This window comes from Serratia sp. PL7 (assembly GCF_945957435.1).
In genome coordinates this window covers 888676-913822 of the sequence record NZ_CAMFLB010000001.1, presented here as the reverse complement: position 1 = coordinate 913822, position 25147 = coordinate 888676, and the positions used below count along the sequence as shown (strand labels likewise).

Annotated in this window: 25 protein-coding genes and 2 tRNA genes; 16 read left to right on the top strand and 11 right to left on the bottom strand. The window is 57.5% G+C overall.

Features of this window, described 5'->3' with window-relative positions:
- Positions 1 to 45: 45 nt before the first annotated feature.
- Together rssB and rssA are read right to left on the bottom strand one after the other, a co-directional pair.
- Entirely contained in the window at positions 46 to 1059 is a 1014-nt protein-coding gene (rssB, locus tag N6G83_RS04365; protein ID WP_025303080.1) for a two-component system response regulator RssB, read from the bottom strand.
- 103 nt (positions 1060 to 1162) lie between these two features.
- On the bottom strand, positions 1163 to 2065 hold the full coding sequence (gene rssA / locus N6G83_RS04360; RefSeq protein WP_025303081.1) for a patatin-like phospholipase RssA: 903 nt from the start codon (positions 2063 to 2065) through the stop codon (positions 1163 to 1165).
- Between the two features lie 118 nt (positions 2066 to 2183).
- Here rssA and N6G83_RS04355 point away from each other — a divergent pair, with 118 nt between their 5' ends.
- From N6G83_RS04355 to N6G83_RS04325, 7 genes are all read left to right on the top strand, one after another.
- The gene (locus N6G83_RS04355; protein WP_025303082.1) at positions 2184 to 2648 is read left to right on the top strand and encodes a YchJ family protein; all 465 of its coding nucleotides are present in this window, start codon (positions 2184 to 2186) and stop codon (positions 2646 to 2648) included.
- 68 nt (positions 2649 to 2716) lie between these two features.
- On the top strand, positions 2717 to 3565 hold the full coding sequence (gene purU, locus N6G83_RS04350) for a formyltetrahydrofolate deformylase (RefSeq protein ID WP_260514767.1): 849 nt from the start codon (positions 2717 to 2719) through the stop codon (positions 3563 to 3565).
- A 175-nt stretch (positions 3566 to 3740) separates the two neighbouring features.
- Positions 3741 to 3825, top strand: a tRNA-Tyr gene (locus tag N6G83_RS04345).
- A gap of 213 nt (positions 3826 to 4038) precedes the next feature.
- Positions 4039 to 4123 (top strand) — tRNA-Tyr (locus N6G83_RS04340).
- A gap of 266 nt (positions 4124 to 4389) precedes the next feature.
- A complete protein-coding gene (locus N6G83_RS04335) occupies positions 4390 to 4962 on the top strand; it encodes a TIGR00730 family Rossman fold protein (RefSeq protein WP_004932190.1) in 573 nt (190 codons plus the stop codon).
- A 101-nt stretch (positions 4963 to 5063) separates the two neighbouring features.
- Complete coding sequence (gene xthA / locus N6G83_RS04330) at positions 5064 to 5870, top strand: exodeoxyribonuclease III (RefSeq protein ID WP_025303083.1); 807 nt, start codon at positions 5064 to 5066, stop codon at positions 5868 to 5870.
- 44 nt (positions 5871 to 5914) lie between these two features.
- Entirely contained in the window at positions 5915 to 6316 is a 402-nt protein-coding gene (locus tag N6G83_RS04325) for a pyrimidine (deoxy)nucleoside triphosphate diphosphatase (RefSeq protein ID WP_025303084.1), read from the top strand.
- 21 nt (positions 6317 to 6337) lie between these two features.
- Here the strand turns inward: N6G83_RS04325 and N6G83_RS04320 are convergent, their stop codons facing one another.
- The 5 genes from N6G83_RS04320 to N6G83_RS04300 all read right to left on the bottom strand — a co-directional run bounded on the left by N6G83_RS04320 (position 6338) and on the right by N6G83_RS04300 (position 11426).
- Complete coding sequence (locus tag N6G83_RS04320; protein WP_099817185.1) at positions 6338 to 6634, bottom strand: YnjH family protein; 297 nt, start codon at positions 6632 to 6634, stop codon at positions 6338 to 6340.
- The gene (locus N6G83_RS04315) at positions 6631 to 8556 is read right to left on the bottom strand and encodes a DNA topoisomerase III (protein ID WP_043142985.1); all 1926 of its coding nucleotides are present in this window, start codon (positions 8554 to 8556) and stop codon (positions 6631 to 6633) included. Before N6G83_RS04315 ends, N6G83_RS04320 begins: the two co-directional genes overlap by 4 nt.
- Entirely contained in the window at positions 8556 to 9665 is a 1110-nt protein-coding gene (mnmH, locus tag N6G83_RS04310; RefSeq protein ID WP_038629396.1) for a tRNA 2-selenouridine(34) synthase MnmH, read from the bottom strand. The genes N6G83_RS04315 and mnmH overlap by 1 nt, the downstream gene beginning before the upstream one ends.
- Before the next feature lie 8 nt (positions 9666 to 9673).
- Complete coding sequence (gene selD / locus N6G83_RS04305) at positions 9674 to 10717, bottom strand: selenide, water dikinase SelD (protein ID WP_025303088.1); 1044 nt, start codon at positions 10715 to 10717, stop codon at positions 9674 to 9676.
- Between the two features lie 157 nt (positions 10718 to 10874).
- A complete protein-coding gene (locus tag N6G83_RS04300; RefSeq protein WP_197832028.1) occupies positions 10875 to 11426 on the bottom strand; it encodes an NAD(P)H nitroreductase in 552 nt (183 codons plus the stop codon).
- A gap of 160 nt (positions 11427 to 11586) precedes the next feature.
- Here N6G83_RS04300 and sppA point away from each other — a divergent pair, with 160 nt between their 5' ends.
- From sppA to N6G83_RS04280, 4 genes are all read left to right on the top strand, one after another.
- Positions 11587 to 13443, top strand: a complete 1857-nt coding sequence (gene sppA, locus N6G83_RS04295) for a signal peptide peptidase SppA (RefSeq protein ID WP_033643311.1) — start codon at positions 11587 to 11589, stop codon at positions 13441 to 13443.
- Positions 13444 to 13536: 93 nt separating this feature from the next.
- A complete protein-coding gene (ansA, locus tag N6G83_RS04290) occupies positions 13537 to 14553 on the top strand; it encodes an asparaginase (RefSeq protein WP_148123871.1) in 1017 nt (338 codons plus the stop codon).
- Positions 14554 to 14575: 22 nt separating this feature from the next.
- Positions 14576 to 15208, top strand: coding sequence for a bifunctional nicotinamidase/pyrazinamidase (pncA, locus tag N6G83_RS04285; RefSeq protein ID WP_142590311.1), 633 nt, complete (start codon positions 14576 to 14578; stop codon positions 15206 to 15208).
- 233 nt (positions 15209 to 15441) lie between these two features.
- Positions 15442 to 16719 carry a glycoside hydrolase family 18 protein gene (locus tag N6G83_RS04280; RefSeq protein WP_025303092.1) on the top strand — a complete coding sequence of 426 codons (1278 nt, stop codon included), beginning with the start codon at positions 15442 to 15444 and terminating at the stop codon, positions 16717 to 16719.
- Between the two features lie 42 nt (positions 16720 to 16761).
- Here N6G83_RS04280 and N6G83_RS04275 read toward each other — a convergent pair whose 3' ends face one another.
- Together N6G83_RS04275 and msrB are read right to left on the bottom strand one after the other, a co-directional pair.
- Positions 16762 to 17034, bottom strand: coding sequence for a YeaC family protein (locus tag N6G83_RS04275; protein WP_025303093.1), 273 nt, complete (start codon positions 17032 to 17034; stop codon positions 16762 to 16764).
- A 63-nt stretch (positions 17035 to 17097) separates the two neighbouring features.
- A complete protein-coding gene (msrB, locus tag N6G83_RS04270; RefSeq protein ID WP_004932219.1) occupies positions 17098 to 17511 on the bottom strand; it encodes a peptide-methionine (R)-S-oxide reductase MsrB in 414 nt (137 codons plus the stop codon).
- Between the two features lie 348 nt (positions 17512 to 17859).
- Between msrB and gapA the strand changes: the two genes are divergently transcribed.
- A complete protein-coding gene (gapA, locus tag N6G83_RS04265) occupies positions 17860 to 18855 on the top strand; it encodes a glyceraldehyde-3-phosphate dehydrogenase (RefSeq protein WP_004932222.1) in 996 nt (331 codons plus the stop codon).
- 83 nt (positions 18856 to 18938) lie between these two features.
- The gene (locus tag N6G83_RS04260; protein WP_025303094.1) at positions 18939 to 19814 is read left to right on the top strand and encodes a D-hexose-6-phosphate mutarotase; all 876 of its coding nucleotides are present in this window, start codon (positions 18939 to 18941) and stop codon (positions 19812 to 19814) included.
- Between the two features lie 94 nt (positions 19815 to 19908).
- Here N6G83_RS04260 and N6G83_RS04255 read toward each other — a convergent pair whose 3' ends face one another.
- Together N6G83_RS04255 and N6G83_RS04250 are read right to left on the bottom strand one after the other, a co-directional pair.
- Positions 19909 to 20673 (bottom strand): MipA/OmpV family protein, encoded by a 765-nt coding sequence (locus tag N6G83_RS04255; protein WP_147823886.1) that lies wholly within the window; start codon positions 20671 to 20673, stop codon positions 19909 to 19911.
- Positions 20674 to 20781: 108 nt separating this feature from the next.
- Positions 20782 to 21057 (bottom strand): hypothetical protein, encoded by a 276-nt coding sequence (locus N6G83_RS04250; protein WP_173889450.1) that lies wholly within the window; start codon positions 21055 to 21057, stop codon positions 20782 to 20784.
- A 42-nt stretch (positions 21058 to 21099) separates the two neighbouring features.
- Between N6G83_RS04250 and yeaG the strand changes: the two genes are divergently transcribed.
- The 3 genes from yeaG to N6G83_RS04235 all read left to right on the top strand — a co-directional run bounded on the left by yeaG (position 21100) and on the right by N6G83_RS04235 (position 25001).
- Positions 21100 to 23034: a protein kinase YeaG gene (yeaG, locus tag N6G83_RS04245; protein ID WP_025303096.1), complete on the top strand. Its 1935-nt coding sequence runs from the start codon at positions 21100 to 21102 to the stop codon at positions 23032 to 23034.
- A gap of 132 nt (positions 23035 to 23166) precedes the next feature.
- Positions 23167 to 24435, top strand: a complete 1269-nt coding sequence (locus tag N6G83_RS04240; protein WP_004932234.1) for a YeaH/YhbH family protein — start codon at positions 23167 to 23169, stop codon at positions 24433 to 24435.
- A 335-nt stretch (positions 24436 to 24770) separates the two neighbouring features.
- Positions 24771 to 25001 (top strand): hypothetical protein, encoded by a 231-nt coding sequence (locus N6G83_RS04235; RefSeq protein WP_004932237.1) that lies wholly within the window; start codon positions 24771 to 24773, stop codon positions 24999 to 25001.
- The last annotated feature ends 146 nt before the right edge of the window (positions 25002 to 25147 follow it).

Genomic DNA, 25147 nt, shown 5'->3' with positions numbered 1-25147 from the left:
ATTACCGATAAGTGAATAGCTTAAGATCTCGCCGTTCGTTGCCTGTTATTCAGCGCTGAGCATCAGCCGCAACCGACCACCGCTTCCCCATACCTGACACTGCCAGGCAGTGCAGCGCTGGCTGATCTGATTCATGTAGGTGGCCCCCAGCGTCCCCAGTGGCACGCCATTGCTCAGCTGGATTTGATTGTCACCGGTATTGACGTTGGCATGCAGCCCGGCAGAAACCAGAATCAGGTTTTTATTTTCGGCGTGATAATATCCCAGCAACAGCGGGAATTGACCGTCTAATTTCCCCTGCCGCAATAATTGATTAACCTGCTTTAACAATGCCGACATTTGCGGCAGACGATGCTGTTGATTAGCCAGATGGTCTTGCAGCAGCCCATTAAATAATGCACGCAACAGCAATGCCGCCAATACGCCATTATCGCCGGCGCGCGTGACGTCCAGGCAATAGAATGCCAGGTCCTTTTCTGACAAAGCGGCGATATCCAGCACCAGTCCAGGATTTTCGCCGGTGGTTAACTGCCGATAGTTGATCCGGCAATGCGCAATAGTCTGCTGTACCGGCGGTTGCAATTGTTTAAGCAGTTTGACGGCTTCGGAGGGATTTTTGCTCAACGCATCCCAGTCCTGAAACAGTTCAACCTCTTCAATCGCCTGGGAAGTGAACATATTGGGGTATAAGCATGCCAACACCGCTTCACGCAGGCGATTGAGATCGGTCAGCGGCTTGAGCAGCACATCCTGCACGCCCAACCTCAGCACCTTGGCGATGTCAGCCATCTTGTCGGTGGCCGAGATCACCAGCACCGGGATTTGCAGCCCCTGCAAACGCAGGTGCTCTACGAATTCGATCCCCCCCATTTCCGGCATCGCGAGATCGCACAGGATCAGATCCGGCTTGAAGTCATCGACGGCACCCAGCGCCTGTATACCGTTGGTCGCCTCGCCGGTTTCAGCACCCAGTGAGGCCAAATAACCGACCAGCACTGAACGAAAAACCTGTTCGTCCTCAACGATCAAGATGCGCTTGTGAGTAAGTGGTAATGCCATCAGCCGAGCCTCGTCCCTTTCCATAGTGTAATAGTGGCTCAAAAAGGTCACTTATGCTCGTCTGAAACAGACTGACCGCGCATTGCCAACCGAGAACCGAGAATTATCTATTTTTTATCAACGGCAACAACCGATCCAGTTGTTTTTCCACCGCAAGCAACCCCGCTGCGATCGCTTCATCGGCGCGGTGGAAATCCAGCGTCGAGATTTGCGGACAGAAAGGTTGAATCAACACATCCGGCGGATCGCTCGCCATCCGATTACGCTTCAAACGATTTTCCAGCATTTGAATCGATGTGCTCATAATCTCCATCGCCGTCGGCGCCGTCGCCGGTTTGCGCTTACGCATTCTGCCGACGCGTTCCCGCAGACGCCCGCGCCAGGTCGCCGCAGGCGCATCGTTCGGGCTTTCTTCCTCGATACGTATCGAGAACAGATCCTGCTGCATCAGATGCGCATCATGCTGCAGATCGACCGCGATGACGATATCGGCGCCCATGGCGCGGCAAAGCGACACCGGCACAGGATTGACCACCGCGCCATCCACCAGCCAATAGCCGTCGGCCCATACCGGCGCCAACAGGCCAGGCATACTGCAGGAGGCGCGTATCGCCTGATGAATATCGCCTTCGGTCAGCCACAGCTCGCGCCCGGTGCTGAGATTGGTGGTCACGGCACCGAACTTCAACGCACAATCGGCGATATCATTGACCTTCAGCAGCTGTCCGACGGCGTTAAACACCCGCTCGCCGCGCAACAGGCCGCCGCGCTGCCAGGAAAAATCCATCAGGCGAATGACGTCCCAATAGCTGAACGATCGCACCCACTGCTCCATCGCCGGCAGACGATGGCTGGCGAACGCCGCGCCCACCAACGCGCCGACAGAACAGCCGGCAACGACATCAACCTCAATCCCCAATTTCTTTATCGCATTGATCACGCCGATGTGCGCCCAGCCTTTGGCCGAGCCCGCTCCCAGCGCCAGTCCGATCTTGATTTGCCGCATCGCGCCATCCTCAGGGTGAAAGGTGTTCTCTGCTTTCAGGGTAGATTGTCACTGACGAATATTGTTAGGTAACATATGCGCTAAATTCATTTTCTGCCTCGTGTTCTCAGGAGTTATTTTGCCCGAATTATGCCCATGCGGCAGCGGACTGGCGTATAACGCGTGCTGCGCCCCTTTTATCAGCGGCAATCAGCCAGCGCCGACGCCCGGCCAGCTGATGCGTTCACGCTTCACCGCCTACGTGAGTCATAACGTCGACTATCTGATCGCCACCTGGCACCCCGACTGCGGTGCCGAAGCGTGGCGCAATGCAATCGTCGACAGTTTTAAGAATACCGAATGGCTGGGCCTGACGGTCGTGGAAGAGAAAGCCGGTCATGAGCCGGATGAAGGCTTCGTCGAATTCATCGCCCGTTTTACCGATGGCGAAAGCGGCGAACCGCAAGCGATGCATGAGCGCTCACGCTTCCTTCGTCGCGATCAACGTTGGTATTATATCGACGGTACCAAACCCCAGCCCGGCAGAAATGCGATGTGTCCCTGTGGCTCAGGGAAAAAATATAAGAAGTGCTGCGGGCGCTAACCGGCCGGCGCTTCACGTTTACGCCTGCGCAGACAGGCCGTTCAGTATCAGACAGGATCCTCAAACCCATGCCACACCAAAATGTACAACGAAAAGTGTTACGCACCATCTGCCCGGACGCCAAAGGGCTGATCGCCAAGATCACCAACATCTGTTACAAGCACGAACTCAATATCGTCCAGAATAATGAGTTCGTCGATCACCGCACCGGGCGTTTCTTTATGCGCACCGAGCTGGAAGGCATTTTCAACGACAACACGTTGCTGGCCGATCTGGACAGCGCGCTGCCGGAAGGTTCGCTGCGCGAGCTGCACAGCACCGGGCGCCGGCGCGTCGTGGTGCTGGTCACCAAAGAGGCCCACTGCCTGGGCGATCTGTTGATGAAAAGCGCCTATGGTGGCCTCGACGTTGAAATTGCCGCCGTGATCGGCAACCACGACACGCTGCAAACGCTGGTGGAGCGTTTCGATATTCCTTTCCATCTGGTGAGCCACGAAGGCTTGACGCGGGAGCAGCATGACCGCGAAATGACGGCCAAGATCGATCAATATCAGCCGGATTACGTGGTGTTGGCCAAATATATGCGCGTGCTGACGCCGGCCTTCGTGCAACATTATCCGAACCAGGTGATCAACATTCACCATTCGTTCCTGCCGGCGTTTATCGGCGCACGCCCTTATCACCAGGCCTATGAGCGCGGGGTAAAAATCATCGGCGCCACCGCCCACTACGTTAACGACAATCTCGACGAAGGCCCGATCATCATGCAGGACGTGATCCACGTCGATCACACCTATTCCGCCGAGGATATGATGCGCGCCGGCCGCGACGTAGAGAAAAACGTGCTCAGCCGCGCGCTTTATCAGGTGTTGGCGCAGCGCGTCTTCGTCTACGGCAACCGCACCGTTATTCTGTAATCGCTCAATAAATCGGTGCATTTCGTTCAGGGATGCACCGCCAAGAATAAAAAAACGGCAAACGATTCATTTTCTGCATTTCAATGCTTTACACATCCGCTTCATTTGATATGATGCGCCCCGCTTACCGAGACAGCGTTATCGCAAGCAAGGCCAGTTAAATAGCCATGTATATGGTGGGGTTCCCGAGCGGCCAAAGGGAGCAGACTGTAAATCTGCCGTCACTGACTTCGAAGGTTCGAATCCTTCCCCCACCACCATCTTTTCGTTGCTGATACGCACTGAGTTTAAGCGAGTCAGAAAGGGAAGGATAACGCGCTTTAGCGCGGCCCAAAGGGTGAGGAACGAAGTGACGAATAATCCTTCCCCCACCACCATCTTCTCTCCGCCAGGAGCGAAGGCGCAGTAAAGAAACCGGCCAGGTTTCTTCTGGATAAAACCAGAACAACAATTTGTAAATCCATGAATACCATGGTGGGGTTCCCGAGCGGCCAAAGGGAGCAGACTGTAAATCTGCCGTCACAGACTTCGAAGGTTCGAATCCTTCCCCCACCACCATCTCTTGCAAAAATACCTGAACCAAGTTAAAACACATCGCATCCATATTGCTCCGCACCGGGGAAGGATGAGAAGCTTCGACCAAGACTCCCAAATCGACTTAAAGCACATCGCACCCAATGCCCTCGTATCAATAAACTCAATTTATCTCCCCTTATTCCCCGCTTTCACCTCGATGTTTTATTTCCTCACTCCCAGCAGTAACTTGAACTCCGGCCGACAATTCGCTATACCACTGGCTTCTTTAGTGCAGTAAGGAAAGGTGGATGCGAAACAATATTTGCGTTTTTTGTGGCGCCAGTGAGGGCGTCAATCCCGCTTATGCCGAGCAGGCTCGTCAACTGGGGCAGCTGCTGGCCGCTCAGGGGCGCCGTTTAATCTACGGCGGCGGCAAAAAAGGATTGATGGGGATCGTGGCAGACGCGGTGTTGGCAGCGGGCGGTGAAGCTGTCGGCATTATCCCCGAGCGCCTGGTGGAAGCGGAAACGGCGCATCGCGGCCTGACCGAACTGGAAGTGGTACCCGATATGCATACGCGCAAAGCCCGTATGGCGGCGCTGGCGGACAGTTTTATCGCCCTGCCCGGCGGCATCGGCACGCTGGAAGAGCTGTTTGAAATCTGGACCTGGGGGCAAATCGGCTATCACAACAAGCCGGTCGGCCTGCTGAACGTCAACGGATTCTACCGCCCACTGAGCCAGTTCCTCGAGCACGTCGCCGATCAGGGTTTCATGCGCCACGACTATCTCGGTACCCTGCACATCAGTGAATCGGCACAAACGCTGCTGCAACAGTTTGACGACTATCAACCTAAAAATTACGACCGCTGGGCGAAATAAACCCGCTGCGCAGTCAGCGGTCCCGCCGCTGTCTGCGTTACATTTCCCGCCAAACTCTGCTACTATCACAGCACATTTTTCTCGTGAAAACGGCACCGCTCATGAAGTTTGTCTCTTTTAATATCAATGGACTGCGCGCGCGTCCGCATCAGCTGGCGGCAATTATCGAACAGCACCAGCCCGACGTGATCGGTCTGCAGGAAACCAAAGTTCACGATGACATGTTCCCATTGGAAGACGTCAGCCAACACGGCTACCACGTATTCTATCACGGGCAAAAAGGCCATTACGGCGTGGCGCTGCTGACCAAAGCGGAGCCTCTGGCCGTGCGCCGCGGTTTCCCGACCGATGAAGAAGATGCGCAGCGTCGCATCATCATGGCCGATCTGGCTACGCCACAGGGCACGCTGACGGTGATCAACGGCTACTTCCCGCAAGGTGAAAGCCGCGACCATCCGATCAAATTCCCGGCTAAAACGCGGTTTTATCAGGACCTGCAAAATTACCTGGAGCAACAGCTGTCGGCAGAATCCCCGGTGCTGATCATGGGCGACATGAATATCAGCCCCAGCGATTACGATATCGGCATCGGCGAAGACAACCGCAAACGCTGGTTGCGCACCGGTAAATGCTCCTTCCTGCCGGAAGAACGTGAATGGATGGACCGCCTGCTGAACTGGGGCCTGGTGGATACCTACCGCCACGCCAACCCGGGGCGCAGCGACGAATTCTCGTGGTTCGACTACCGCTCCAAAGGGTTCGACGACAACCGCGGCCTGCGTATCGATCTGCTGCTCGCCAGCACCCCGCTGGCTTCGCGCTGCATCGCCACCGGCATCGATTACCAAACCCGTGGTATGGAGAAACCTTCCGACCATGCACCGGTCTGGGCGGAATTTACGCTGTAACCCCATCACCCCGGCGCTCGCCGGGGTTTTACTCTGTGAAGCCAATGAAAATTATCGACGTGGTAGCCGCCATTCTGGAAAAAAATGGCCGCATTTTGCTGGCCCAGCGCGGCGCAGGCAGCGACCAGGCCGGTCTGTGGGAATTCCCCGGCGGCAAGGTTGAAGCCGGCGAAAGCCAGCCAGAGGCGCTGGCGCGCGAGCTGGATGAAGAATTGGGAATTTGCGCCCGTATCGGCAACTATGTGGGCAGCAATCAGTGGCAGCAAGGCGAACGCCTCATCCGGCTGCACGCCTGGCAAGTCGCGGAGTTCTCCGGTGAACTGCAACAGCGCTGCCACTCGGCGCTGGTCTGGGTCACGCCGCAACAGGCGCAGGAATACGCTCTGGCACCCGCTGACGTTCCACTGCTGGCGGGCTATATCGCCGCGCAAGGCGATGTACGCTGAGCGCGGCGATAGGTTACATCGTCACTTCTTCAATCGCACCCAAATCAAGGGGTTGGTGCCAATGGTGTTAGGCTCACGCACGCACTGCAGCACTTCCCCTTCCACTTTAAGCACCGCGCCCTCGGAATAGTTCTGGTTCTGGTAGACGCAACAGCGGTTGCAGGGCTGCGCCGGCGGCGGGTTGACGCCGCTTTTGGCCGTGCCCCAGATCTCCGGCGAAACCGGCAACACCACGTCCACATCGCCCCGGTTGGCGGCCGCCAGGCCGCAGTACGCCAGGACAGCGGCAGCCAGCACCCCATTGAGTCCACGCTTCATTCACTTTTCTCCTGCGCCTTGCCGGCGCTTTTCCTGCGTTTTTTGCCCCCGCTGGAGGGCGGCGGCGGCAATCCACGAAACGCCATGCTCGCCCGGCTCTGCTTGGCCTGATAAATCAGCTCTTGCAGCGTGCCGACCAACGGCTGCATAAAGTCCTGATAGCGGCAGGATTTCTCGCTGATTTGCGTCAGCGTGGCTTCCCAGTTTGCCGTCATATCAGGGCGTGCAGCAAGATCCGGCAGCGAGTGAATCAACGCGCGCCCGGTTTCGCTGGAGTGAATATAGCGTCCCTTCTTGTACAGAAACGCCCGCTTGAACAGCAATTCGATGATCCCCGCTCGCGTCGCTTCCGTACCTAAACCATCGGTCGCTCGCAGGATTTTCTTTAGCGCTTTATCTTGTACGAACCGCGCGATGCCGGTCATGGCCGACAACAGGCTGGCGTCGGTAAACGGCCGCGGGGGCTGCGTCTGGCGCTCCACCACTTCACCGCGCTCACACAGCAGCTCATCATCTTTAGCCACCACCGGCAACGGTGCGCCCTCATTTTCCTCGTCGCGTTCCTTGCTGCCCAGCAGCGTACGCCAACCGGCCTCCGCCAGAAAACGCGCCTTGGCGATGAATTTGCCGCCGGCGATATCCAGCTCGATCACGCATTTGCGGAACACCGCATCCGGACAAAACTGCATCAGATACTGGCGCGCCACCAGCCCATACACGTTCCGTTCATCCTGCGTCAGGTTAATCTTGCCGGCACGGGCGGTAGGAATGATAGCGTGGTGCGCATCGACCTTTTTATCGTCCCAGCAGCGGTTGCGGCGATCGCTGTCGATCACCGGCTGCGGGTAAAGTTCAGGCTGGTGCACGCTGATGGCGTTCAGCACCGCATGGCGGCCGGCGAAATGCTCTTCCGGCAGGTAACGACAGTCGGAACGCGGATAGGTAATCAACTTGTGGGTTTCGTACAGCCGCTGGCAAACGTCCAGCACCTGTTGGGCGCTGAGGTTATAACGCCGGGCCGCTTCAATTTGCAGCGTGGAGAGCGAAAACGGCAGCGGCGCGGTATCTGATTCCCGTTTATCGTTATAGGACGTGACCAGCGCCGGCTGGCCCTCGATGCGCTTGACCACGTGCTCCGCCAACGGCCGGTGCAGCAAACGCCCCTCTTCATCCTGATAAGGCTCGCAGGAGTCGCTGGGTTGCCACAGCGCCACGAAGCGTTCTTCTTTCGGCGTAACGATGTGCGCCTTGACCTCAAAGAAATCTTTCGGCACGAAGTTTTCGATCTCTTCATCGCGCCGCACCACCAATCCCAGCACCGGCGTCTGCACCCTGCCCACCGACAGCACACCGTCGTAACCGGCGTTGCGGCCCAGCAGCGTATAAGCGCGGGTCATATTGATGCCGTACAGCCAGTCGGCGCGCGAACGTGCCAGCGCAGACACGCACAGCGGGATAAAGTCTCGGTTGTCGCGCAGCCGCTCGACCGCGCGCTCCACCGCCTGCGGGTTGAGATCGTTGATCAGACAGCGGCGCACGTTCTGGCGCTTCTCCGCCGTCAAATCCAGGTAGTCCAGCACCTCATCCACCAGCAGTTGCCCTTCGCGATCCGGGTCGCCGGCGTGAACCACTTCATCGGCTTCAAGCAGCAACTTTTTAATGGCGTTGAGCTGTTTACTGACCGAAGGCCGCGGCTGCAACCGCCATTTTTCGGGAATGATCGGCAGATCCGCCAACGACCAGCGCGCATAGCGGCTGTCATAAGCGTCAGGCTGAGCCTGCTCCAACAGGTGGCCGACGCACCAGGTCACCACGTCGTTGTTGCCGCAGGCGATATACCCGTCGCCGCGGCGATGCGGCTTGGGCAAAACGTCGGCAATGGCGCGCGCCAAACTCGGTTTCTCGGCTATGAACAGTCGCATTATTCACCGTTTTTCTGGCTGAACGTCATCAAGAATTCTCTTACTTCTGCATAGTTCCCACGGAAGACAATCCGCTGGGCTTTCTTTTCCAACTGATAGCAATACATCGGATCGTAGTACTGCTGCAACAGGGGCGCCAACCATTCACGGTGCGCCTCGCCCTGGCCGCTGAGCCGCTGTGCCCGCAGCGCCGCTTCCAGTCGTTGCGTCAGCTGCTGGAAGCGTTCCAGCCCCAGGCGGCGGCGTATGGCGAACAGGCCGTGGTGCAAATAGTCGTCGTACTGTCGCCAGCCGTCTTCCACACCATAGGCCTGTTCGAACTGTTCGCGCATGCCGTCGATATATTCCGCCTGCAGACGCGCCAGACGAATGTCGAACGGATCGTCGATCACCGCCACCGGCGCCTGCTGCATCCCATTGAACAGCGGCAGCGGCAGATTGTTGCTGCCGATGATCCGCCCTTCGTCTTCCAGCACCCAACGGCGGCTGCCACCATGCTGTTTTTTCAGCAATAACACAGCCAGACGATTCTCAAAATCGATCTGCGAGCTCTGGCCCGCCAGCGTTCGACCAAAAGATGAACCGCGATGGCGCGCCACGCCTTCCAGATCGACGCCGTCGGCCAGTTCGTTGACCAGCAACGTCTTGCCGCTGCCGGTATTGCCGCCCACCAGGGCCATCGGCAATGCCGCGCTTTGCGCCAGCACGCCGAGCAAATAATTGCGCAGCGCCTTATAACCGCCAATGATACGCGGGTACTCGACGCCGGCCTCATGCAGCCATTGCTGCACCAGCTGCGAGCGCAGCCCGCCGCGGAAGCAGTAAATATAGCCTTCGGGCCGCTCTGCGCAGGCCGCCAGCCAGGCGGCGGTGCGCTGTTCGCGCAGTTTGCCGTTCACCAGGCTGTGGCCGAGCGCGATCGCCGCTTGTTGCCCATGCTGCTTATAGCAGGTGCCGACCGCCTGGCGTTCGCTGTCGATCATCAGCGGCAGATTCAGTGCCTGAGCGAAGGCGCCCTGCTGAAACTCGATCGGTGCGCGCACGTCAATCAGCGGCACGTCCTGCAGGAAAATGCGTTGGTAATCGTCGCTGTCCGCCCTTCCTTGCATGTTGGACACTACGCGACCTCGATCAGCGGCTTATCGGCCGATGCCACATGCAATTCACCGATAGCGTTGAGCGTGATACCGTGCTGTTCGGCAATCGCCAGCACCTGCGCTTCCGCCTCCGGCAATACCGCCAACAGCAAGCCGCCGGAGGTTTGCGGATCGCACAGCAGCTGGCGCTGCAAATCGCTCATCTCGCCCACCAGATGGCCATAGCTGTCGAAGTTGCGCCCGGTGCCGCCCGGCACACAGCCCTCGGCGATATACGCCTCGACGTCCGGCAGTTTCGGCACCCGATCAAACCAGACCGTCGCCTGCAGACCGGAGCCCTGGCATACCTCGCTCAGGTGACCCAGCAGGCCAAAGCCGGTGATGTCGGTCATCGCTGTGACGCCCGCCACCTCGGCAAAATCAGCACCCGGTTTATTCAGGCGACACATCACTTCAGTCGCCAGGCCCTGATGCTCAGGGCGCAGCTTGCTTTGCTTCTCGGCGGTCGTCAGCACACCGATGCCCAACGGCTTGGTCAGATAAAGTTTTGATCCGGCCTGTGCCGCGCTGTTTTTCTTCACCCGCTCGGTATTGACCACGCCGGTCACCGCCAGGCCGAAAATAGGTTCCGGTGCATCGATGGAATGGCCACCGGCCAGCGCGATCCCCGCCTGCTGGCAGGCGAAACGGCCGCCGTCGATCACCTGCTGCGCCACCTCCGGCGGCAGCTTGGCGATCGGCCAGCCGAGAATGGCGATCGCCATGATCGGTTTGCCGCCCATGGCGTACACGTCGCTGATGGCGTTGGCAGCCGCAATGCGGCCGAAATCGAATGGATCGTCGACGATCGGCATGAAGAAGTCGGTGGTGCTGATGATACCGACGCCGTTGCCAATGTCGTACACCGCCGCATCGTCGCGGGTTTCATTGCCGACCAGCAGGCGCGGATCGACAAACTTTTCCCGCTCGCTATGCAGGATGGTTTCGAGAACTTTCGGTGAGATTTTGCAGCCGCAGCCAGCGCCATGGCTGTACTGGGTTAAACGGATCGCTGGCGATGTCATAGTCCACTCCCTTCGGTAACGGCACTCAAGATAACATAGGGTAGCGCTTGCCGAGGGGATTGATAAGAGCGGGCCGCCGATAAGCGAACGGCCTGCTCAGAAACCATGCAATTTTGCGGGGTTTGGCGCATTTTCACCGCGCCCCGTTGGAAAAAACTCAGAAATAGCTGACGAAAGGCGTGCTGTCCGGCGGCGTCACCTTGGTGGCAGCCTTCAGCTGCGGCGTCCCCAGATAGAGGAAGCCGACGATCTCGTCCTGCGCGCGGCAACCGAAGGCTTCACGCACCAGCGCATGCTCGGTCCAGGCGCCGGTGCGCCAGATGCCGTTAAAGCCCTGCGCCAGCGCCGCCATCTGCATCGCCTGCACGGCGCAACCGGCGGAAACCACCTGCTCCCAGCGCGGCACTTTGGTCTCTTCCGTGCAGTGCGCGATGACGGTGATGATCAGCGGTGCGCGGAACGGCGCCTTGGTGGCTTTTTCGATCGCCGCCTCGTCCAGCTGATCCTGCTTCGCCGCCGCCTGCAGCAGCTGACTGAAGCGTTCCAGGCCCTGATTCTCGATCATCACGAAACGCCACGGCTGCAGCGCGCCGTGATCGGGTGCACGCAGGCCCGCGTTGATGATATTTTGGCGCACTTCCCCCGCCGGCGCCGGTTCCGCCAGGCGCGAAGCCGAGCGACGATTCAATAAAAGATCCAGAGCATCCATCGTAAACTCCTGATAACAATTTTCATTCCGGCCACGTTAACATAGCTAAACGACGAGTTACAGCCTCGGCGATAGCGTCTGTGTGCCACGATTTAAAGCTGACATTTACCCGGCCGCTCATTAGGATAGCGGAACATTCTCGACTCTTGTTGGAGAGCACATGCGCACATTGTGGCAAATTATTGCCGGCATTTTCCGGTGGACATGGCGTCTGCTGAATTTTATCAGGGAACTGATCCTTAACCTGTTCCTGGTCTTGCTGATCCTGGTTGGGGTCGGCATCTATCTGTCCTTCCAAAGTTCCTCCACCTCGACGGCCCCGGCGCGCGGCGCGCTGCTGGTCGATTTAAGCGGCGTGGTGGTCGATCAGCCTTCGGTAAACAACCGAGTGCGGCAATGGGGCCGCGAACTGTTGGGCGCCTCCAGCAGCCGCCTGCAGGAAAACTCGCTGTTCGACGTAGTCGACAGCATCCGCAAGGCCAAAGACGACAAAAACATTACCGGCATGGTGTTGCAGCTGAATGACTTTGCCGGTGCCGATCAGCCGTCGCTGCGCTATATCGGCAAAGCGCTGCGCGAGTTCCGCGACAGCGGCAAACCGATCTTCGCCATCGGCGACAGTTACAATCAAACGCAATACTACCTGGCCAGCTACGCCAACAAGGTCTACCTGTCGCCGCAGGGCGCGGTCGATCTGCACGGTTTCGCCACCAACAACTTGTATTACAAGTCGTTGCTGGACATGCTCAAGGTCACCACCAATATCTTCCGCGTCGGCACCTATAAATCGGCGGTCGAACCGCTGATCCGCGACGACATGTCCCCGGCGGCGCGTGAAGCGGACAGCCGCTGGATTGGCGGCCTGTGGCAGAACTATCTGGAAACCGTGGCGGCCAACCGGCAGCTGACGCCGCAGCAGCTGTTCCCCGGCGCCGCCGGCGTGCTGAGCGGCCTGCAGGCGGCAGGCGGCGACACCGCCCGCTATGCGCTGGACAATAAGCTGGTGGACGAGCTGGCGTCGCGCACCGCGATCGAAAATCAGCTGGTCAAAACCTTCGGCTGGGACAAACAGGCGAACGATTTCAACGCCATCAGCATCTACGACTACCAGCCGAAGCCGGACGCCAACCAGGGTGGCAAGATCGCCGTGGTGTTCGCCAACGGCGCCATCATGGACGGCCCGCAGACGCCGGGCAACGTTGGGGGCGACACCACCGCCGCCGAGCTGCGTCAGGCCCGTCTGGATCCGGCCGTCAAAGCCGTGGTGTTCCGCGTCAACAGCCCTGGCGGCAGCGTCAGCGCGTCCGAAGTGATCCGCTCCGAGCTGGCCGCCGTGCGCGCCGCCGGCAAACCGGTGGTGGTGTCGATGGGCGGCATGGCCGCGTCGGGCGGTTACTGGGTCTCGACGCCGGCCGACTACATCATCGCCAGCCCGAGCACGCTGACCGGCTCCATCGGTATTTTCGGCATCATCAATACCTACGAGAAAACCCTGGATACGCTGGGCGTGCACACCGACGGCGTGGCGACATCGCCGCTGGCCGATATCGCGGTCACCAAGGCGTTGCCGCAGGAGTTCTCGCAGATGATGCAGCTGAATATCGAAAACGGGTATAAGAACTTCCTCGATCTGGTCGCCAAATCACGCAAGATGACCCCGCAGCAGGTTGACCAAATCGCGCAGGGCCACGTGTGGCTCGGCAGCGACGCCAAGGCCAACGGCCTGGTCGATCAGTTGGGCGATTTCGACGACGCGGTGAAGAAAGCCGCTGAGCTGGCGAAACTGCAACAGTGGCAGCTCGACTGGTTCGTCGACACCCCGAGCCTGAGCGATATGGTGCTCAGCCAGTTCGGCGTTTCCATTCACGCCATGCTGCCAGCGGCGATTCAGGCCATGCTGCCTGCCCCGCTGGCCTCGGTCGCCAATGCGGTGAAAGAGCAGCCGGGTTTGTTCAATAACTTGAACGATCCGCAGAACCGCTACGCGATCTGTCTGACCTGCGGAGAAGTCCGCTAACAAATAATTCTACAGCCCGGCCATCGCCGGGCTTTTTTTCTGCCGCCATGCCCCTATAATTCAGCCCATCTTATCTTTGTTAAAATCATGACCATGCAAAAGAAATCCATTTACGTCGCCTACACCGGCGGCACCATCGGCATGCAGCGCTCCGATCACGGCTATATCCCGGTTTCCGGCCACCTGCAGCGCCAACTGGCGCTGATGCCGGAATTCCATCGGCCGGAAATGCCGGATTTCACCATTCATGAATACGCGCCATTGATTGACTCTTCGGACATGACGCCGGAAGACTGGCAGCACATCGCCGACGACATCAAGCAGAACTACGATCGCTACGACGGCTTCGTGATCCTGCACGGCACCGACACCATGGCGTTCACCGCCTCGGCGCTTTCCTTCATGCTGGAGAACCTGGCTAAGCCGGTGATCGTCACCGGCTCGCAGATTCCGCTGGCGGAGCTGCGCTCCGATGGCCAAACCAATCTGCTGAATGCATTGTACCTGGCAGCCAACCATCCGGTGAACGAAGTCAGCCTGTTCTTCAACAACAAGCTGTTCCGCGGCAACCGCACCACCAAGGCGCATGCCGACGGCTTCGACGCTTTCGCTTCACCCAACCTGCCGCCGCTGCTGGAAGCCGGTATCCACATTCGTCGCCAGCACGGCATCGACAGCCCGACTTGCAACGGCGGGTTACGAGTGCACGACATCACGCCGCAGCCGATCGGCGTGGTCACTATCTATCCGGGCATTTCCGGCGCGGTGGTGCGTAACTTCCTGCTGCAGCCGGTCAAGGCGCTGATCCTGCGTTCCTACGGCGTCGGCAACGCGCCGCAGAAGGCCGAGCTGATCGACGAGTTGCGTGCGGCCTCCGAACGCGGCATCGTGGTGGTCAACCTGACGCAGTGCATCTCCGGGCGCGTCAATATGGAAGGCTACGCCACCGGCAACGCGCTGGCGCACGCCGGGGTGATCAGCGGTTTCGACATGACGGTGGAAGCCGCCCTGACCAAGCTGCACTATCTGTTGAGCCAGCCGCTGATGCCGGAACAAATCCGCGCCCTGATGCAGCAAGATCTGCGCGGCGAGCTGAGCATCAACGGTTAATCGACTGAACTCTGGAGCGGCGATGAAAACGGCCCTGTTGTTGATCGATCTGCAAAACGACTTCTGCCCCGGCGGCGCGCTGGCGGTCACGGCGGGCGACGCCGTCATCCCGGTCGCCAATCAGGCGATCGCCGCCTGCCTGGCGCGGGGAGAGCCGGTGGTGGCCAGCCAGGACTGGCACCCCGCCAATCACCGCAGCTTTGCGGTGAACTCCGATGCGCAGGTCGGCACTCTCGGTGAGCTGGAAGGCCTGCCGCAGGTGTGGTGGCCGGTGCACTGCGTGCAAGGGAGCCACGGCGCCGATTTTCATCCCCAGTTACAGCGGCAACACATCAATGCCGTCTTTCGCAAAGGGCAAGATACGAACATCGACAGCTACAGCGCGTTCTTCGATAACGGCCACCGTGCGCAAACCGAACTCCACGGCTGGCTGCAATCGCAGGGCGTCCGGCGGTTGGCTGTCATGGGCCTGGCGACCGACTACTGCGTGAAGTTCAGCGTGCTGGATGCGCTGGCTGCCGGCTATCCGACGCAAGTGATCGTCGACGGCTGCCGCGGCGTGAACCTGCAGCCGGACGACAGTGAGCAAGCGCTGCAGGACATGGCGCGCGCCGGCGCGCAGCTAGTTACCCTGTCACAATTTCTCGCCAACTAAATCCGCTCGGGCGCCACCGGCGCCCTCTCTGCGCGGCGGCGAAATTATCGACGCTGCTCACAATACCGTCTTTCTTCTTCCCCAACGGCTTGTGACCGGCAGGCGCTTTTGCTGTTATGACTGCGACGCTTTTGGCGTCAATCGGTTATACGCATCCGGGGCCCGCTGAGCCCGGCTTTATTGTGCCCGCCCCTGGCGGTACGGTCGGCCTTGCCGACCACAAGGAGACTGACATGAAAATAACCCGAAAACTGCTGCCTTTGCTGGCGGCGGTGCAATTGGCTATGGCTGGCGCAAGCACGGCCCAGGCGGCCTATCTCTCCGTCGGCTACTTCAACGGCGGCGGCGACGTCACCGCCGGCCCCGGTGGCGATATCGATAAGCTGGACGTCACGCAAATCACCCACCTCAACTATTCGTTCGGCCTGATCTACAACGGCGAGAAAGACGAAACCAATGCGGCGCTGAAAGACCCCGCTCGCCGCCACCAGATCTACCTGTCGCCGAAAGTCACGGCCGATCTGCAACGGCTGCCGGTGCTGCGCAAACAGAACCCCGAGCTGAAAGTGCTGCTGTCGGTCGGTGGCTGGGGCGCACGCGGTTTCTCCGCCGCCGCCGCTACCGCGGAAAACCGGGCGATATTCATTCGCTCCGCGCTGCAGGTGATCGCACAGTACCGGCTGGATGGGATCGATCTGGACTGGGAATACCCGGTGAACGGCGCCTGGGGGCTGGTGGAAAGCCAACCGGCGGATCGCGATAACTTCACCCTGCTGCTGAAAGAGCTTCACCAAGCGCTGGGGCAAGGCAAGCTGTTAACCATCGCCGTCGGGGCCAACGTCAAAAGCCCACAGGAATGGGTCGATGTGAAAAGCATTGCCCCTTACCTCGACTACATCAATCTGATGACTTACGACATGGCTTACGGCACACAGTACTTCAATGCCAACCTGTACGATTCAACGCGTTGGCCAACCGTGGCGGCCGCCGACCGCTACAGCGCCGATTTCGTAGTAAAGCATTATCTGGCTGCCGGACTGAAACCGGCACAGATGAACCTGGGCATCGGTTTCTACGGCCGGGTGCCGAAACGGGCGACCGAGGCGGGCATCGACTGGGACAAACCGGACGCCGCCAAGCATCCGGTGACGCAGCCTGACTTCAGCGCGCGCGAAACCGCCCTGTTCAACGCGCTGGGGCTGGATCTCAGCAAAGACACTTACTTTAAATACCACGATATCGTCAGCAAATTGCTCAACGATCCGCAGCATCGTTTTCGCGAACACTGGGATGACGACGCCAAAGTGCCATACTTGACGCTGCAATCCGCCGAAGGCAAGCCGCTGTTTGCCATCTCCTACGAGAACCCGCGTTCGGTGGCCATCAAGGCCGAATACATCAAAAGCCAGGGATTAGGCGGTGCGATGTTCTGGGAATACGGCGCGGACGACAACAACCGGCTGGCACAGCAGCTGGCGGAATCGTTGGGGATTAAGGGCGAAAAACGGTGAGTCGACGGGGCGATGGCGACATCGCCCCGCTTTAGGGTCGCGTTACTGCGGTTTGAGTTTGGCCAGCGGCTCGGCAACGAACTGCTGTTTCAGCTCTTGCTTGCTCTTCATCACAATCTGCCCGTCGGTACCGATGCTCATGTGCTGCGGATCGACGTTGTGCATCGACTGCCACAGCATCACCGCCTGCAAGCTATTTTCTTTCTGTTCCGGCGTCAGCGCCACGCCGTCCGGCCATTTACCCAGCTCAACCGCCAGTACCAGGCGCTGGTATATCTCGGGCGTCATCGCCGCAATCAGATCTTTCACGTCCATCAGAGCCCTTCTCGCTTACGGATGAATAATTAGCTGAATCGATTTTGTTAGTTAAATTACCACTTAACCGGCCGTTTGGTCGCCATTTTCGCCATCGGTGAAACTCAGCGAAGCGGAGTTGACGCAGTAGCGGTCGCCTGTCGGCTGCGGGCCATCGGGGAAAACGTGCCCCAGGTGCGCGTCGCAGTGGCCGCAGCGGATTTCAACACGATGCATATTATGCGAATTATCATCAAGATAGCGGATTGCATCGGCGGAAACCGGCTCATAAAAACTCGGCCAACCGCAGCCGGAATCGTATTTGGTTTCGGAATAGAACAGCGGCTGGTTGCAGCACAGGCAATGGTACACGCCCTCGCGCTTGTTGTGCAGCAATTTGCCGCTGAACGGCGCTTCGGTACCACGCTGTTGCGTCACATAACGTTGGATTTCATTCAGTTCCGTGACCGGATGACCGGGGGTTGTCTCTTTAGCCATTTGTGCTTATCTCTGAATGTGGATAATGTCAACGAAAACAATGATTAATAATAACAAAAAATTAACACCGCTGCAGGGGTTTTTGGCCTAAACTGTAGCCCATAAAGGCTACGTCACGATGATATGTGATAGCGATCACACATCTTGCGTATGCTGACTTTATACTTGGCGGCTTGTCCCCATATAACGGATGAGGCCAAGCGCAAATGGACTGTGCAATAAGCGTGCAAAACCACCCTTCTGGTTTGACTTGCCGCAAGAATTGACACGATTCCGCTTGACGCTGGGTAAGGTTTTTGTAATTTTACAACCAACCTTTTATTCACTAACAAATAGCTGGTGGAATATATGACTATCAAAGTAGGTATCAACGGTTTTGGCCGTATCGGTCGCATTGTTTTCCGTGCTGCTCAAGAGCGTTCTGACATCGAGATCGTTGCAATCAACGACCTGTTGGACGCAGAGTACATGGCTTACATGCTGAAGTATGACTCTACTCACGGCCGTTTCAACGGTACGGTAGAAGTTAAAGACGGCCACCTGGTTGTTAACGGCAAAACCATCCGTGTTACCGCAGAGAAAGACCCGGCTAACCTGAAGTGGAACGAAGTAGGCGTTGACGTGGTTGCTGAAGCGACCGGTATCTTCCTGACCGACGAAACCGCGCGTAAACACATCACCGCCGGCGCTAAAAAAGTGGTTCTGACTGGCCCATCCAAAGATGCGACCCCAATGTTCGTGCGCGGCGCCAACTTTGACAAATATGCTGGCCAGGACATCGTGTCCAACGCCTCTTGCACCACCAACTGCCTGGCGCCACTGGCTAAAGTCATCAACGACAACTTCGGTATCGTTGAAGGTCTGATGACCACCGTTCACGCGACCACCGCTACTCAGAAAACCGTTGATGGCCCGTCTCACAAAGACTGGCGCGGCGGCCGCGGCGCATCCCAGAACATCATCCCTTCTTCTACCGGCGCAGCGAAAGCGGTTGGCGTGGTTCTGCCAGAGCTGAAAGGCAAACTGACCGGTATGGCGTTCCGCGTACCGACGCCTAACGTATCCGTTGTTGACCTGACCGTACGTCTGGAAAAAGCGGCTACCTACGAAGAAATCAAGAAAGCCATCAAAGACGCCGCTGAAGGTTCTATGAAAGGCGTTCTGGGCTACGTTGAAGACGACGTGGTTTCCACCGATTTCAACGGCGAAGTGCTGACTTCCGTGTTCGATGCCAAAGCCGGTATCGCACTGAACGACAACTTCGTGAAGCTGGTTTCCTGGTACGACAACGAAACCGGTTATTCCAACAAGGTTTTGGATCTGATCGCTCACATCTCCAAGTAATGGCATGATGTTAAGCTGATAATGAGGGCGACATTTTTGTCGCCCTTTTTTATTTGTCTCTCCGGCAAACAATAGGTCATGAAATGAACGAGAAAATTTTCACCCTGCCCGTTTCCGAACAGATTTCACCTTACATCAGCCAACGTCAGCTCGATGAGCTGGGCGTGGTGGTGGTCTCGCACCCGAAAGTGCGCGCGGCCGTCGCGCTGCAGGGCGCCCATTTGCTGGCCTGGCAGCCCAGCGGTGAGCAGCCGGTAATTTGGCTCAGCAACAATACCCCGTTTGCCAAAGGCAAGGCCATCCGCGGTGGGGTACCGATCTGCTGGCCGTGGTTCGGTCCAGTGGCGCAACCCTCCCACGGCTTTGCCCGTAACCAGCCCTGGAGCCTGACGGCGCACGATGAAGATGACAACGGCGTCATTCTGACCTTCACGCTGAAAGACAATGAGCAGACCCGAAAACTGTGGCCGCACGCCTTCACGCTGATTGCCCGCTTCAAACTGGGTGCAGAGTGCGAGATCGAACTGGAATCGCACGGCGATTATCAGGCCACGGCGGCGCTACATAGCTACTTCCAGGTCGGCGACATCGAACGGGTCAGCGTGGCGGGTCTGGGCGAGCCTTATATCGACAAGGTGGCGGGCGGTGCAGAGGCACGTCAGGCAGGTGAAGTGACCTTCGTCGGCCAAACCGACCGTGTCTATACTCGCCCGGAGGCCTTCAGCCAGATCCGCGATCCGGCGCTCGCACGCACCATCGAGGTTCACCACCATCATATGAGCGACGTCATCGCCTGGAACCCCGGCGCAGAACTCTCCTGCAGCATGGGGGATATGCCGAACGACGGTTACAAGACCATGGTTTGTATCGAGACCGGGCGCGTCAGCAAACCGCTGATCGCCGCCGGCGAGCAACCCGCCCGTTTGGGAGTCACCTTCCGCAGCCGTAAAAAAGCCTGAGGGATCGTGCGCGGCAGCGCACTGCAGATGTGCAAAAGGGGCGCTTGCGCCCCTTTTTAATGCACGCCATGCACGATAATCGTGCAATGCGTGATTAGAAGGTGTAGCTCACACCCGTCATCAACAAACCGGTGTAGGATTTATCCACCATCGGACTGTCTTTTACTTCATCCGACAGCTTCACATAGCGGCCGACGAAGAAAGCGTTCCAGCTCTTGTTGAGCTGGTAATTGGCGCTCAGCTCGAGATACGGTGCCCAGCTATCGCCTGGGGTGTAGCTATCCAGGCCGCTGCGGCGGGATTCATTGGCGCTGACGCCGTAGTAATATTTGTTCTGGTTCTTGCTGTTCCACATTACGCCCACGCCCGGGACCAGCGTCAATGCGTCCAGATCAAACTTGTACAGGTAAGCCACATCGCCCACCAGCCCGTTGCTATTGTTCAGCGTGTCGCCGGTGAAAGTAGTACGGATAGTGCCCCACTCCGCGTTGTGCGAATAGGCCAGGCCGGCCATCAGCGTGCCGCGACGCTTGTCGAGGCGCTTCATGCGATCGTCGTCGCTGTCGCCCGGACGGTAGCCCCATGGCGTGTAGTAACCCATGATGCTCAGCTGGTTTTCTTGATCTTTCCACAGGTAGTAACCGGCGGTCAGAGTACGGAAGTAGAAGTCATCACCTTCATAGTCGATGACGGGCACCGGATAAACGCGGTCCTGATAACCGCGATACGCGTCCGGGCTAACCAGCGCGGCAGCGCCAAGTGACCAGGTCCCCGCCTGAGCACTTTGCGCACAAACCATTGCGGAAGCGATAATTGCTAGCGTTTTGAGTTTTGAAATCTTCACTGGTTCTTTTTCCATAAATTACAGGGTTAATAGCCGCAATAGTTTATGTGAAAATTTAGTTGCGCGCCTAATCTTTACAATAGAAAACGACCAAGATCGAATAACTTATAGCGGAATTATGAATTAATCATGGCGGATCGATGACGTTTTATCCCGCAGGCCGCGCCAGACAAGGCATTTGGCTAACACGGTAATAACTGAGTCATTGATATGACTTAAAAAAAGCTTTTTCTGCGGCAGGAAATTTTCCGGCAAGCAAACTAAGCTTAAATCAGAAGGTGAATTTATCCTGGGCCCAGTGGCATACAGCGCAACTCGCGATAATAAGCGCACCAAGTTGGCATACGGGTTGCTGTACTCAGGCGTATTCTCATCTTCCGGGGGCCAGAACACTATCACACGCTCTCTTTAACCTGTGCTAATAACGAAAGGACGGGCATCATGAACATATTTGACCACTATCGCCAGCGCTACGAAGCTGCCAAGGACGAAGAGTTCACACTGCAGGAATTTCTTACCATTTGCCGGCAAGATCGCAGTGCCTATGCCAATGCGGCCGAACGTCTGCTGATGGCTATCGGTGAACCTGTGATGGTCGACACTGCGCTAGAATCACGCCTGTCGCGCCTGTTCTCCAACCGCGTGATCGCACGCTATCCGGCCTTCGAAGAATTCTACGGCATGGAAGAGGCCATCGAACAGATCGTCTCTTACCTGAAACACGCCGCGCAGGGCCTGGAAGAGAAGAAACAGATCCTTTACCTGCTGGGCCCGGTGGGCGGCGGTAAGTCCTCGCTGGCGGAACGTCTTAAGGCGTTGATGCAGCGCGTGCCCATCTACACCCTCAGCGCCAACGGCGAGCGCAGCCCGGTCAACGATCATCCGCTGTGCCTGTTCAACCCGCAGGAAGATGCCTCGATCCTGGAGAAAGAGTTCAACATCCCGAGTCGCTATCTCGGCACCATCATGTCGCCGTGGGCGGCGAAACGCCTGCATGAGTTCGGCGGCGACATCACCAAATTTAAAGTCGTGAAGGTGCGCCCTTCCATTCTGGAACAGATCGCCATCGCCAAAACCGAACCGGGCGATGAAAACAACCAGGACATCTCGGCGCTGGTCGGTAAAGTGGATATCCGTAAACTGGAGAACCACGCGCAGAACGATCCGGACGCCTACGGTTACTCCGGCGCCCTGTGCCGCGCCAACCAGGGGATTATGGAGTTCGTCGAGATGTTCAAAGCGCCGATCAAGGTGCTGCATCCGCTGCTGACCGCGACCCAGGAAGGCAACTACAACGGCACTGAAGGCATCTCCGCCCTGCCGTTCAGCGGCATTATTCTGGCGCACTCCAACGAATCCGAGTGGGTGACCTTCCGCAACAACAAGAACAACGAAGCGTTCCTCGACCGCGTGTACATCGTCAAAGTACCTTACTGCCTGCGCGTGTCTGAAGAGATCAAAATTTACGACAAGCTGCTGGATCACAGTGAGCTGACCCACGCGCCCTGCGCACCGGGCACCCTCGAAACATTGGCGCGGTTCAGCGTGCTGTCGCGGTTGAAAGAGCCGGAAAACTCGAGCATTTACTCGAAAATGCGCGTGTATGACGGCGAAAGTCTCAAGGATACCGATCCGAAAGCCAAGTCCTATCAGGAGTACCGCGACTACGCTGGGGTTGACGAAGGCATGAACGGCCTCTCCACCCGTTTCGCCTTTAAAATCCTCTCGCGGGTATTCAACTTCGATCACGCCGAGGTGGCGGCCAACCCGGTACACCTGTTCTATGTGCTGGAGCAGCAGATCGAACGCGAACAGTTCCCGCAGGATTTGGCCGAGAAATACCTGGAACACCTGAAAGGCTATCTGATCCCGAAATACGCCGAGTTTATCGGCAAAGAGATCCAGACCGCCTATCTGGAATCCTACTCGGAATACGGACAGAACATTTTTGACCGTTATGTGACCTACGCCGACTTCTGGATCCAGGATCAGGAGTATCGCGATCCCGATACCGGCCAGCTGTTCGATCGTGAGTCTTTGAACGCCGAACTGGAAAAAATTGAAAAACCGGCCGGTATCAGCAACCCGAAAGATTTCCGTAACGAAATCGTGAACTTCGTGCTGCGCGCTCGCGCCAACAACAACGGCCGCAATCCGAACTGGACCAGCTACGAGAAGCTGCGCACCGTGATCGAGAAAAAAATGTTCTCCAATACCGAAGAGCTGTTGCCGGTGATTTCGTTCAACGCCAAAACGTCGACGGACGAGCAGAAAAAACACGACGACTTCGTCGACCGCATGATGGAGAAAGGCTATACCCGCAAGCAGGTGCGCCTGCTGTGTGAATGGTATCTGCGGGTCAGAAAATCCTCATAACGCCTCAGGTAAGCGGCATTATCAGGGCCATGTCCACAGTCATGGACGTTGCAGCGCAGCCCACGGAGGGGCTGGCACATTGCGCTGCCGCGACCGGGACATGAAGAGTTGGCAACGTCGTTTGGGGGAAGTATGGCCTATTTCATTGACCGACGGCTGAACGGCAAAAACAAGAGCATGGTGAACCGCCAGCGCTTCTTGCGCCGTTACAAGTCGCAAATCAAACAGTCGATTGCCGAAGCCATCAACAAGCGTTCGGTCACCGACGTAGACAGCGGGGAGTCGGTCTCCATCCCCACTGACGATATCAACGAACCGATGTTTCATCAGGGGCGCGGCGGCACTCGCCATCGCGTTCACCCGGGCAATGACCACTTCGTGCAGAACGATCGCGTTGAGCGGCCTCAGGGCGGCGCAGGCGGTGGCGGCGGCCAAGGGAACGCCAGTCAGGACGGTGAGGGCCAGGATGAATTCGTCTTCCAGATATCCAAAGATGAGTATCTCGATCTTTTGTTCGAGGATCTCGCCCTGCCCAACTTGAAGAAGAATCAGTACAAGCAATTGACCGAGTTCAAAACCCATCGCGCCGGCTATACCGCCAACGGCGTGCCGGCCAACATCAGCGTCGTGCGTTCGCTGCAGAACTCGCTGGCGCGGCGTACCGCCATGACCGCCGGTAAAAGACGCGCGTTGCACGAGTTGGAAGACGCGCTGACCCAGTTGGAAAACACCGAACCCGTGCAATTGCTGGAAGAGGAGCGGCTGCGCAAAGAAATTGCCGAACTGCGCAAGAAAATCGAAAGCGTGCCGTTTATCGATACCTTCGACCTGCGCTACAAAAACTATGAGCGCCGGCCGGAGCCCTCGAGCCAGGCGGTGATGTTCTGCCTGATGGACGTGTCCGGTTCGATGGATCAGGCGACCAAAGACATGGCCAAGCGTTTTTACATTCTGCTTTATCTGTTCCTGAGCCGAACCTACAAAAACGTTGAGGTGGTCTATATTCGCCATCACACCCAGGCAAAAGAGGTGGATGAACAGGAGTTCTTCTATTCACAGGAAACCGGCGGCACCATCGTCTCCAGTGCGCTGAAGTTGATGAACGACGTCGTCGAAGAACGTTATGACCCGGCGCAATGGAATATCTACGCCGCGCAAGCCTCGGACGGCGACAACTGGGCCGACGATTCACCGCTGTGCCATGAACTGTTGGCGAAGAAGATCCTGCCGATGGTGCGTTATTATAGCTACATAGAGATCACTCGCCGCGCTCACCAAACGCTGTGGCGTGAATATGAGGATCTGCAGGCGAAGTTCGACAACTTCGCCATGCAGCATATCCGCGAACCGGACGATATCTATCCGGTATTCCGCGAACTGTTTCGCAAGCAGACCGTGTGAATAACATCGCGTGAATGTCACCACAGCCGGAAAACGCCGTTTTCCGGCTGTTTCTTTTCCGCATTATATTTACATCATCCGTGTTTGTTTTTTACACAATAACAATGTCAATAATAAGTCGCGTTCCCCAGAACGACCCTCTCTATTATTTGTTCTTCTGAGGTTATTCCTAAACATTCGCCTCCACGTCCACACGGCTTGATAGGAATATTCCCATTCAGTTATCGTTATCCCATCGCTTAAGACCTCTCCTAAGCGAAATTTGCCTCATTTTATTTTTCTATGGCTTCTCAGCCCGCTGCGGCGGGCATCTACCTGTCAGCAGGTTAAACATCATGATCGACTACACCCTCTATGGCCTCAACAAACACGACGTTGATGAATACCATAAGCAAATATGCTGCCTGCTCGGCAAAAACGTGCTTCTGGTGCTGACCGCCAACAAGCCGATAACCAAACAGAACCTGCTCGCCAGCCTTATCCAGGAGATAGAAAAACAGCCCGATGATTATTTTCAGAGGCTGCATCGTGCGGCAATAGAAATGATCGGGGTTAACGGGCGTTAAGGCGATATGCGTAAGGCAGACATCTACGCCATTATTGCCACCGCCGTCGTGCTGATGATGCTGTTAATCATTAATATCGATAGCGATATCAGCGTTTATCCTTAATGGGCCCCTATTACGCCGGCTCTTTAGCCCGGCGTAATAGG

What these genes read in the sequence shown, in the direction of transcription:
- rssA (WP_025303081.1), bottom strand. Translation starts at nt 2,065, where the DNA reads ATGCGGCAAATCAAGATCGGACTGGCGCTGGGAGCGGGCTCGGCCAAA.
- mnmH (WP_038629396.1), bottom strand. Translation starts at nt 9,665, where the DNA reads ATGCAAGGAAGGGCGGACAGCGACGATTACCAACGCATTTTCCTGCAG.
- rssB (WP_025303080.1), bottom strand. Translation starts at nt 1,059, where the DNA reads ATGGCATTACCACTTACTCACAAGCGCATCTTGATCGTTGAGGACGAA.
- N6G83_RS04235 (WP_004932237.1), top strand. Translation starts at nt 24,771, where the DNA reads ATGATCGACTACACCCTCTATGGCCTCAACAAACACGACGTTGATGAA.
- N6G83_RS04280 (WP_025303092.1), top strand. Translation starts at nt 15,442, where the DNA reads ATGAAAATAACCCGAAAACTGCTGCCTTTGCTGGCGGCGGTGCAATTG.
- yeaG (WP_025303096.1), top strand. Translation starts at nt 21,100, where the DNA reads ATGAACATATTTGACCACTATCGCCAGCGCTACGAAGCTGCCAAGGAC.
- sppA (WP_033643311.1), top strand. Translation starts at nt 11,587, where the DNA reads ATGCGCACATTGTGGCAAATTATTGCCGGCATTTTCCGGTGGACATGG.
- N6G83_RS04255 (WP_147823886.1), bottom strand. Translation starts at nt 20,673, where the DNA reads ATGGAAAAAGAACCAGTGAAGATTTCAAAACTCAAAACGCTAGCAATT.
- N6G83_RS04315 (WP_043142985.1), bottom strand. Translation starts at nt 8,556, where the DNA reads ATGCGACTGTTCATAGCCGAGAAACCGAGTTTGGCGCGCGCCATTGCC.
- purU (WP_260514767.1), top strand. Translation starts at nt 2,717, where the DNA reads ATGCCACACCAAAATGTACAACGAAAAGTGTTACGCACCATCTGCCCG.
- N6G83_RS04320 (WP_099817185.1), bottom strand. Translation starts at nt 6,634, where the DNA reads ATGAAGCGTGGACTCAATGGGGTGCTGGCTGCCGCTGTCCTGGCGTAC.
- N6G83_RS04325 (WP_025303084.1), top strand. Translation starts at nt 5,915, where the DNA reads ATGAAAATTATCGACGTGGTAGCCGCCATTCTGGAAAAAAATGGCCGC.
- msrB (WP_004932219.1), bottom strand. Translation starts at nt 17,511, where the DNA reads ATGGCTAAAGAGACAACCCCCGGTCATCCGGTCACGGAACTGAATGAA.
- pncA (WP_142590311.1), top strand. Translation starts at nt 14,576, where the DNA reads ATGAAAACGGCCCTGTTGTTGATCGATCTGCAAAACGACTTCTGCCCC.
- xthA (WP_025303083.1), top strand. Translation starts at nt 5,064, where the DNA reads ATGAAGTTTGTCTCTTTTAATATCAATGGACTGCGCGCGCGTCCGCAT.
- N6G83_RS04300 (WP_197832028.1), bottom strand. Translation starts at nt 11,426, where the DNA reads ATGGATGCTCTGGATCTTTTATTGAATCGTCGCTCGGCTTCGCGCCTG.
- gapA (WP_004932222.1), top strand. Translation starts at nt 17,860, where the DNA reads ATGACTATCAAAGTAGGTATCAACGGTTTTGGCCGTATCGGTCGCATT.
- N6G83_RS04335 (WP_004932190.1), top strand. Translation starts at nt 4,390, where the DNA reads ATGCGAAACAATATTTGCGTTTTTTGTGGCGCCAGTGAGGGCGTCAAT.
- N6G83_RS04275 (WP_025303093.1), bottom strand. Translation starts at nt 17,034, where the DNA reads ATGGACGTGAAAGATCTGATTGCGGCGATGACGCCCGAGATATACCAG.
- selD (WP_025303088.1), bottom strand. Translation starts at nt 10,717, where the DNA reads ATGACATCGCCAGCGATCCGTTTAACCCAGTACAGCCATGGCGCTGGC.
- ansA (WP_148123871.1), top strand. Translation starts at nt 13,537, where the DNA reads ATGCAAAAGAAATCCATTTACGTCGCCTACACCGGCGGCACCATCGGC.
- N6G83_RS04260 (WP_025303094.1), top strand. Translation starts at nt 18,939, where the DNA reads ATGAACGAGAAAATTTTCACCCTGCCCGTTTCCGAACAGATTTCACCT.
- N6G83_RS04240 (WP_004932234.1), top strand. Translation starts at nt 23,167, where the DNA reads ATGGCCTATTTCATTGACCGACGGCTGAACGGCAAAAACAAGAGCATG.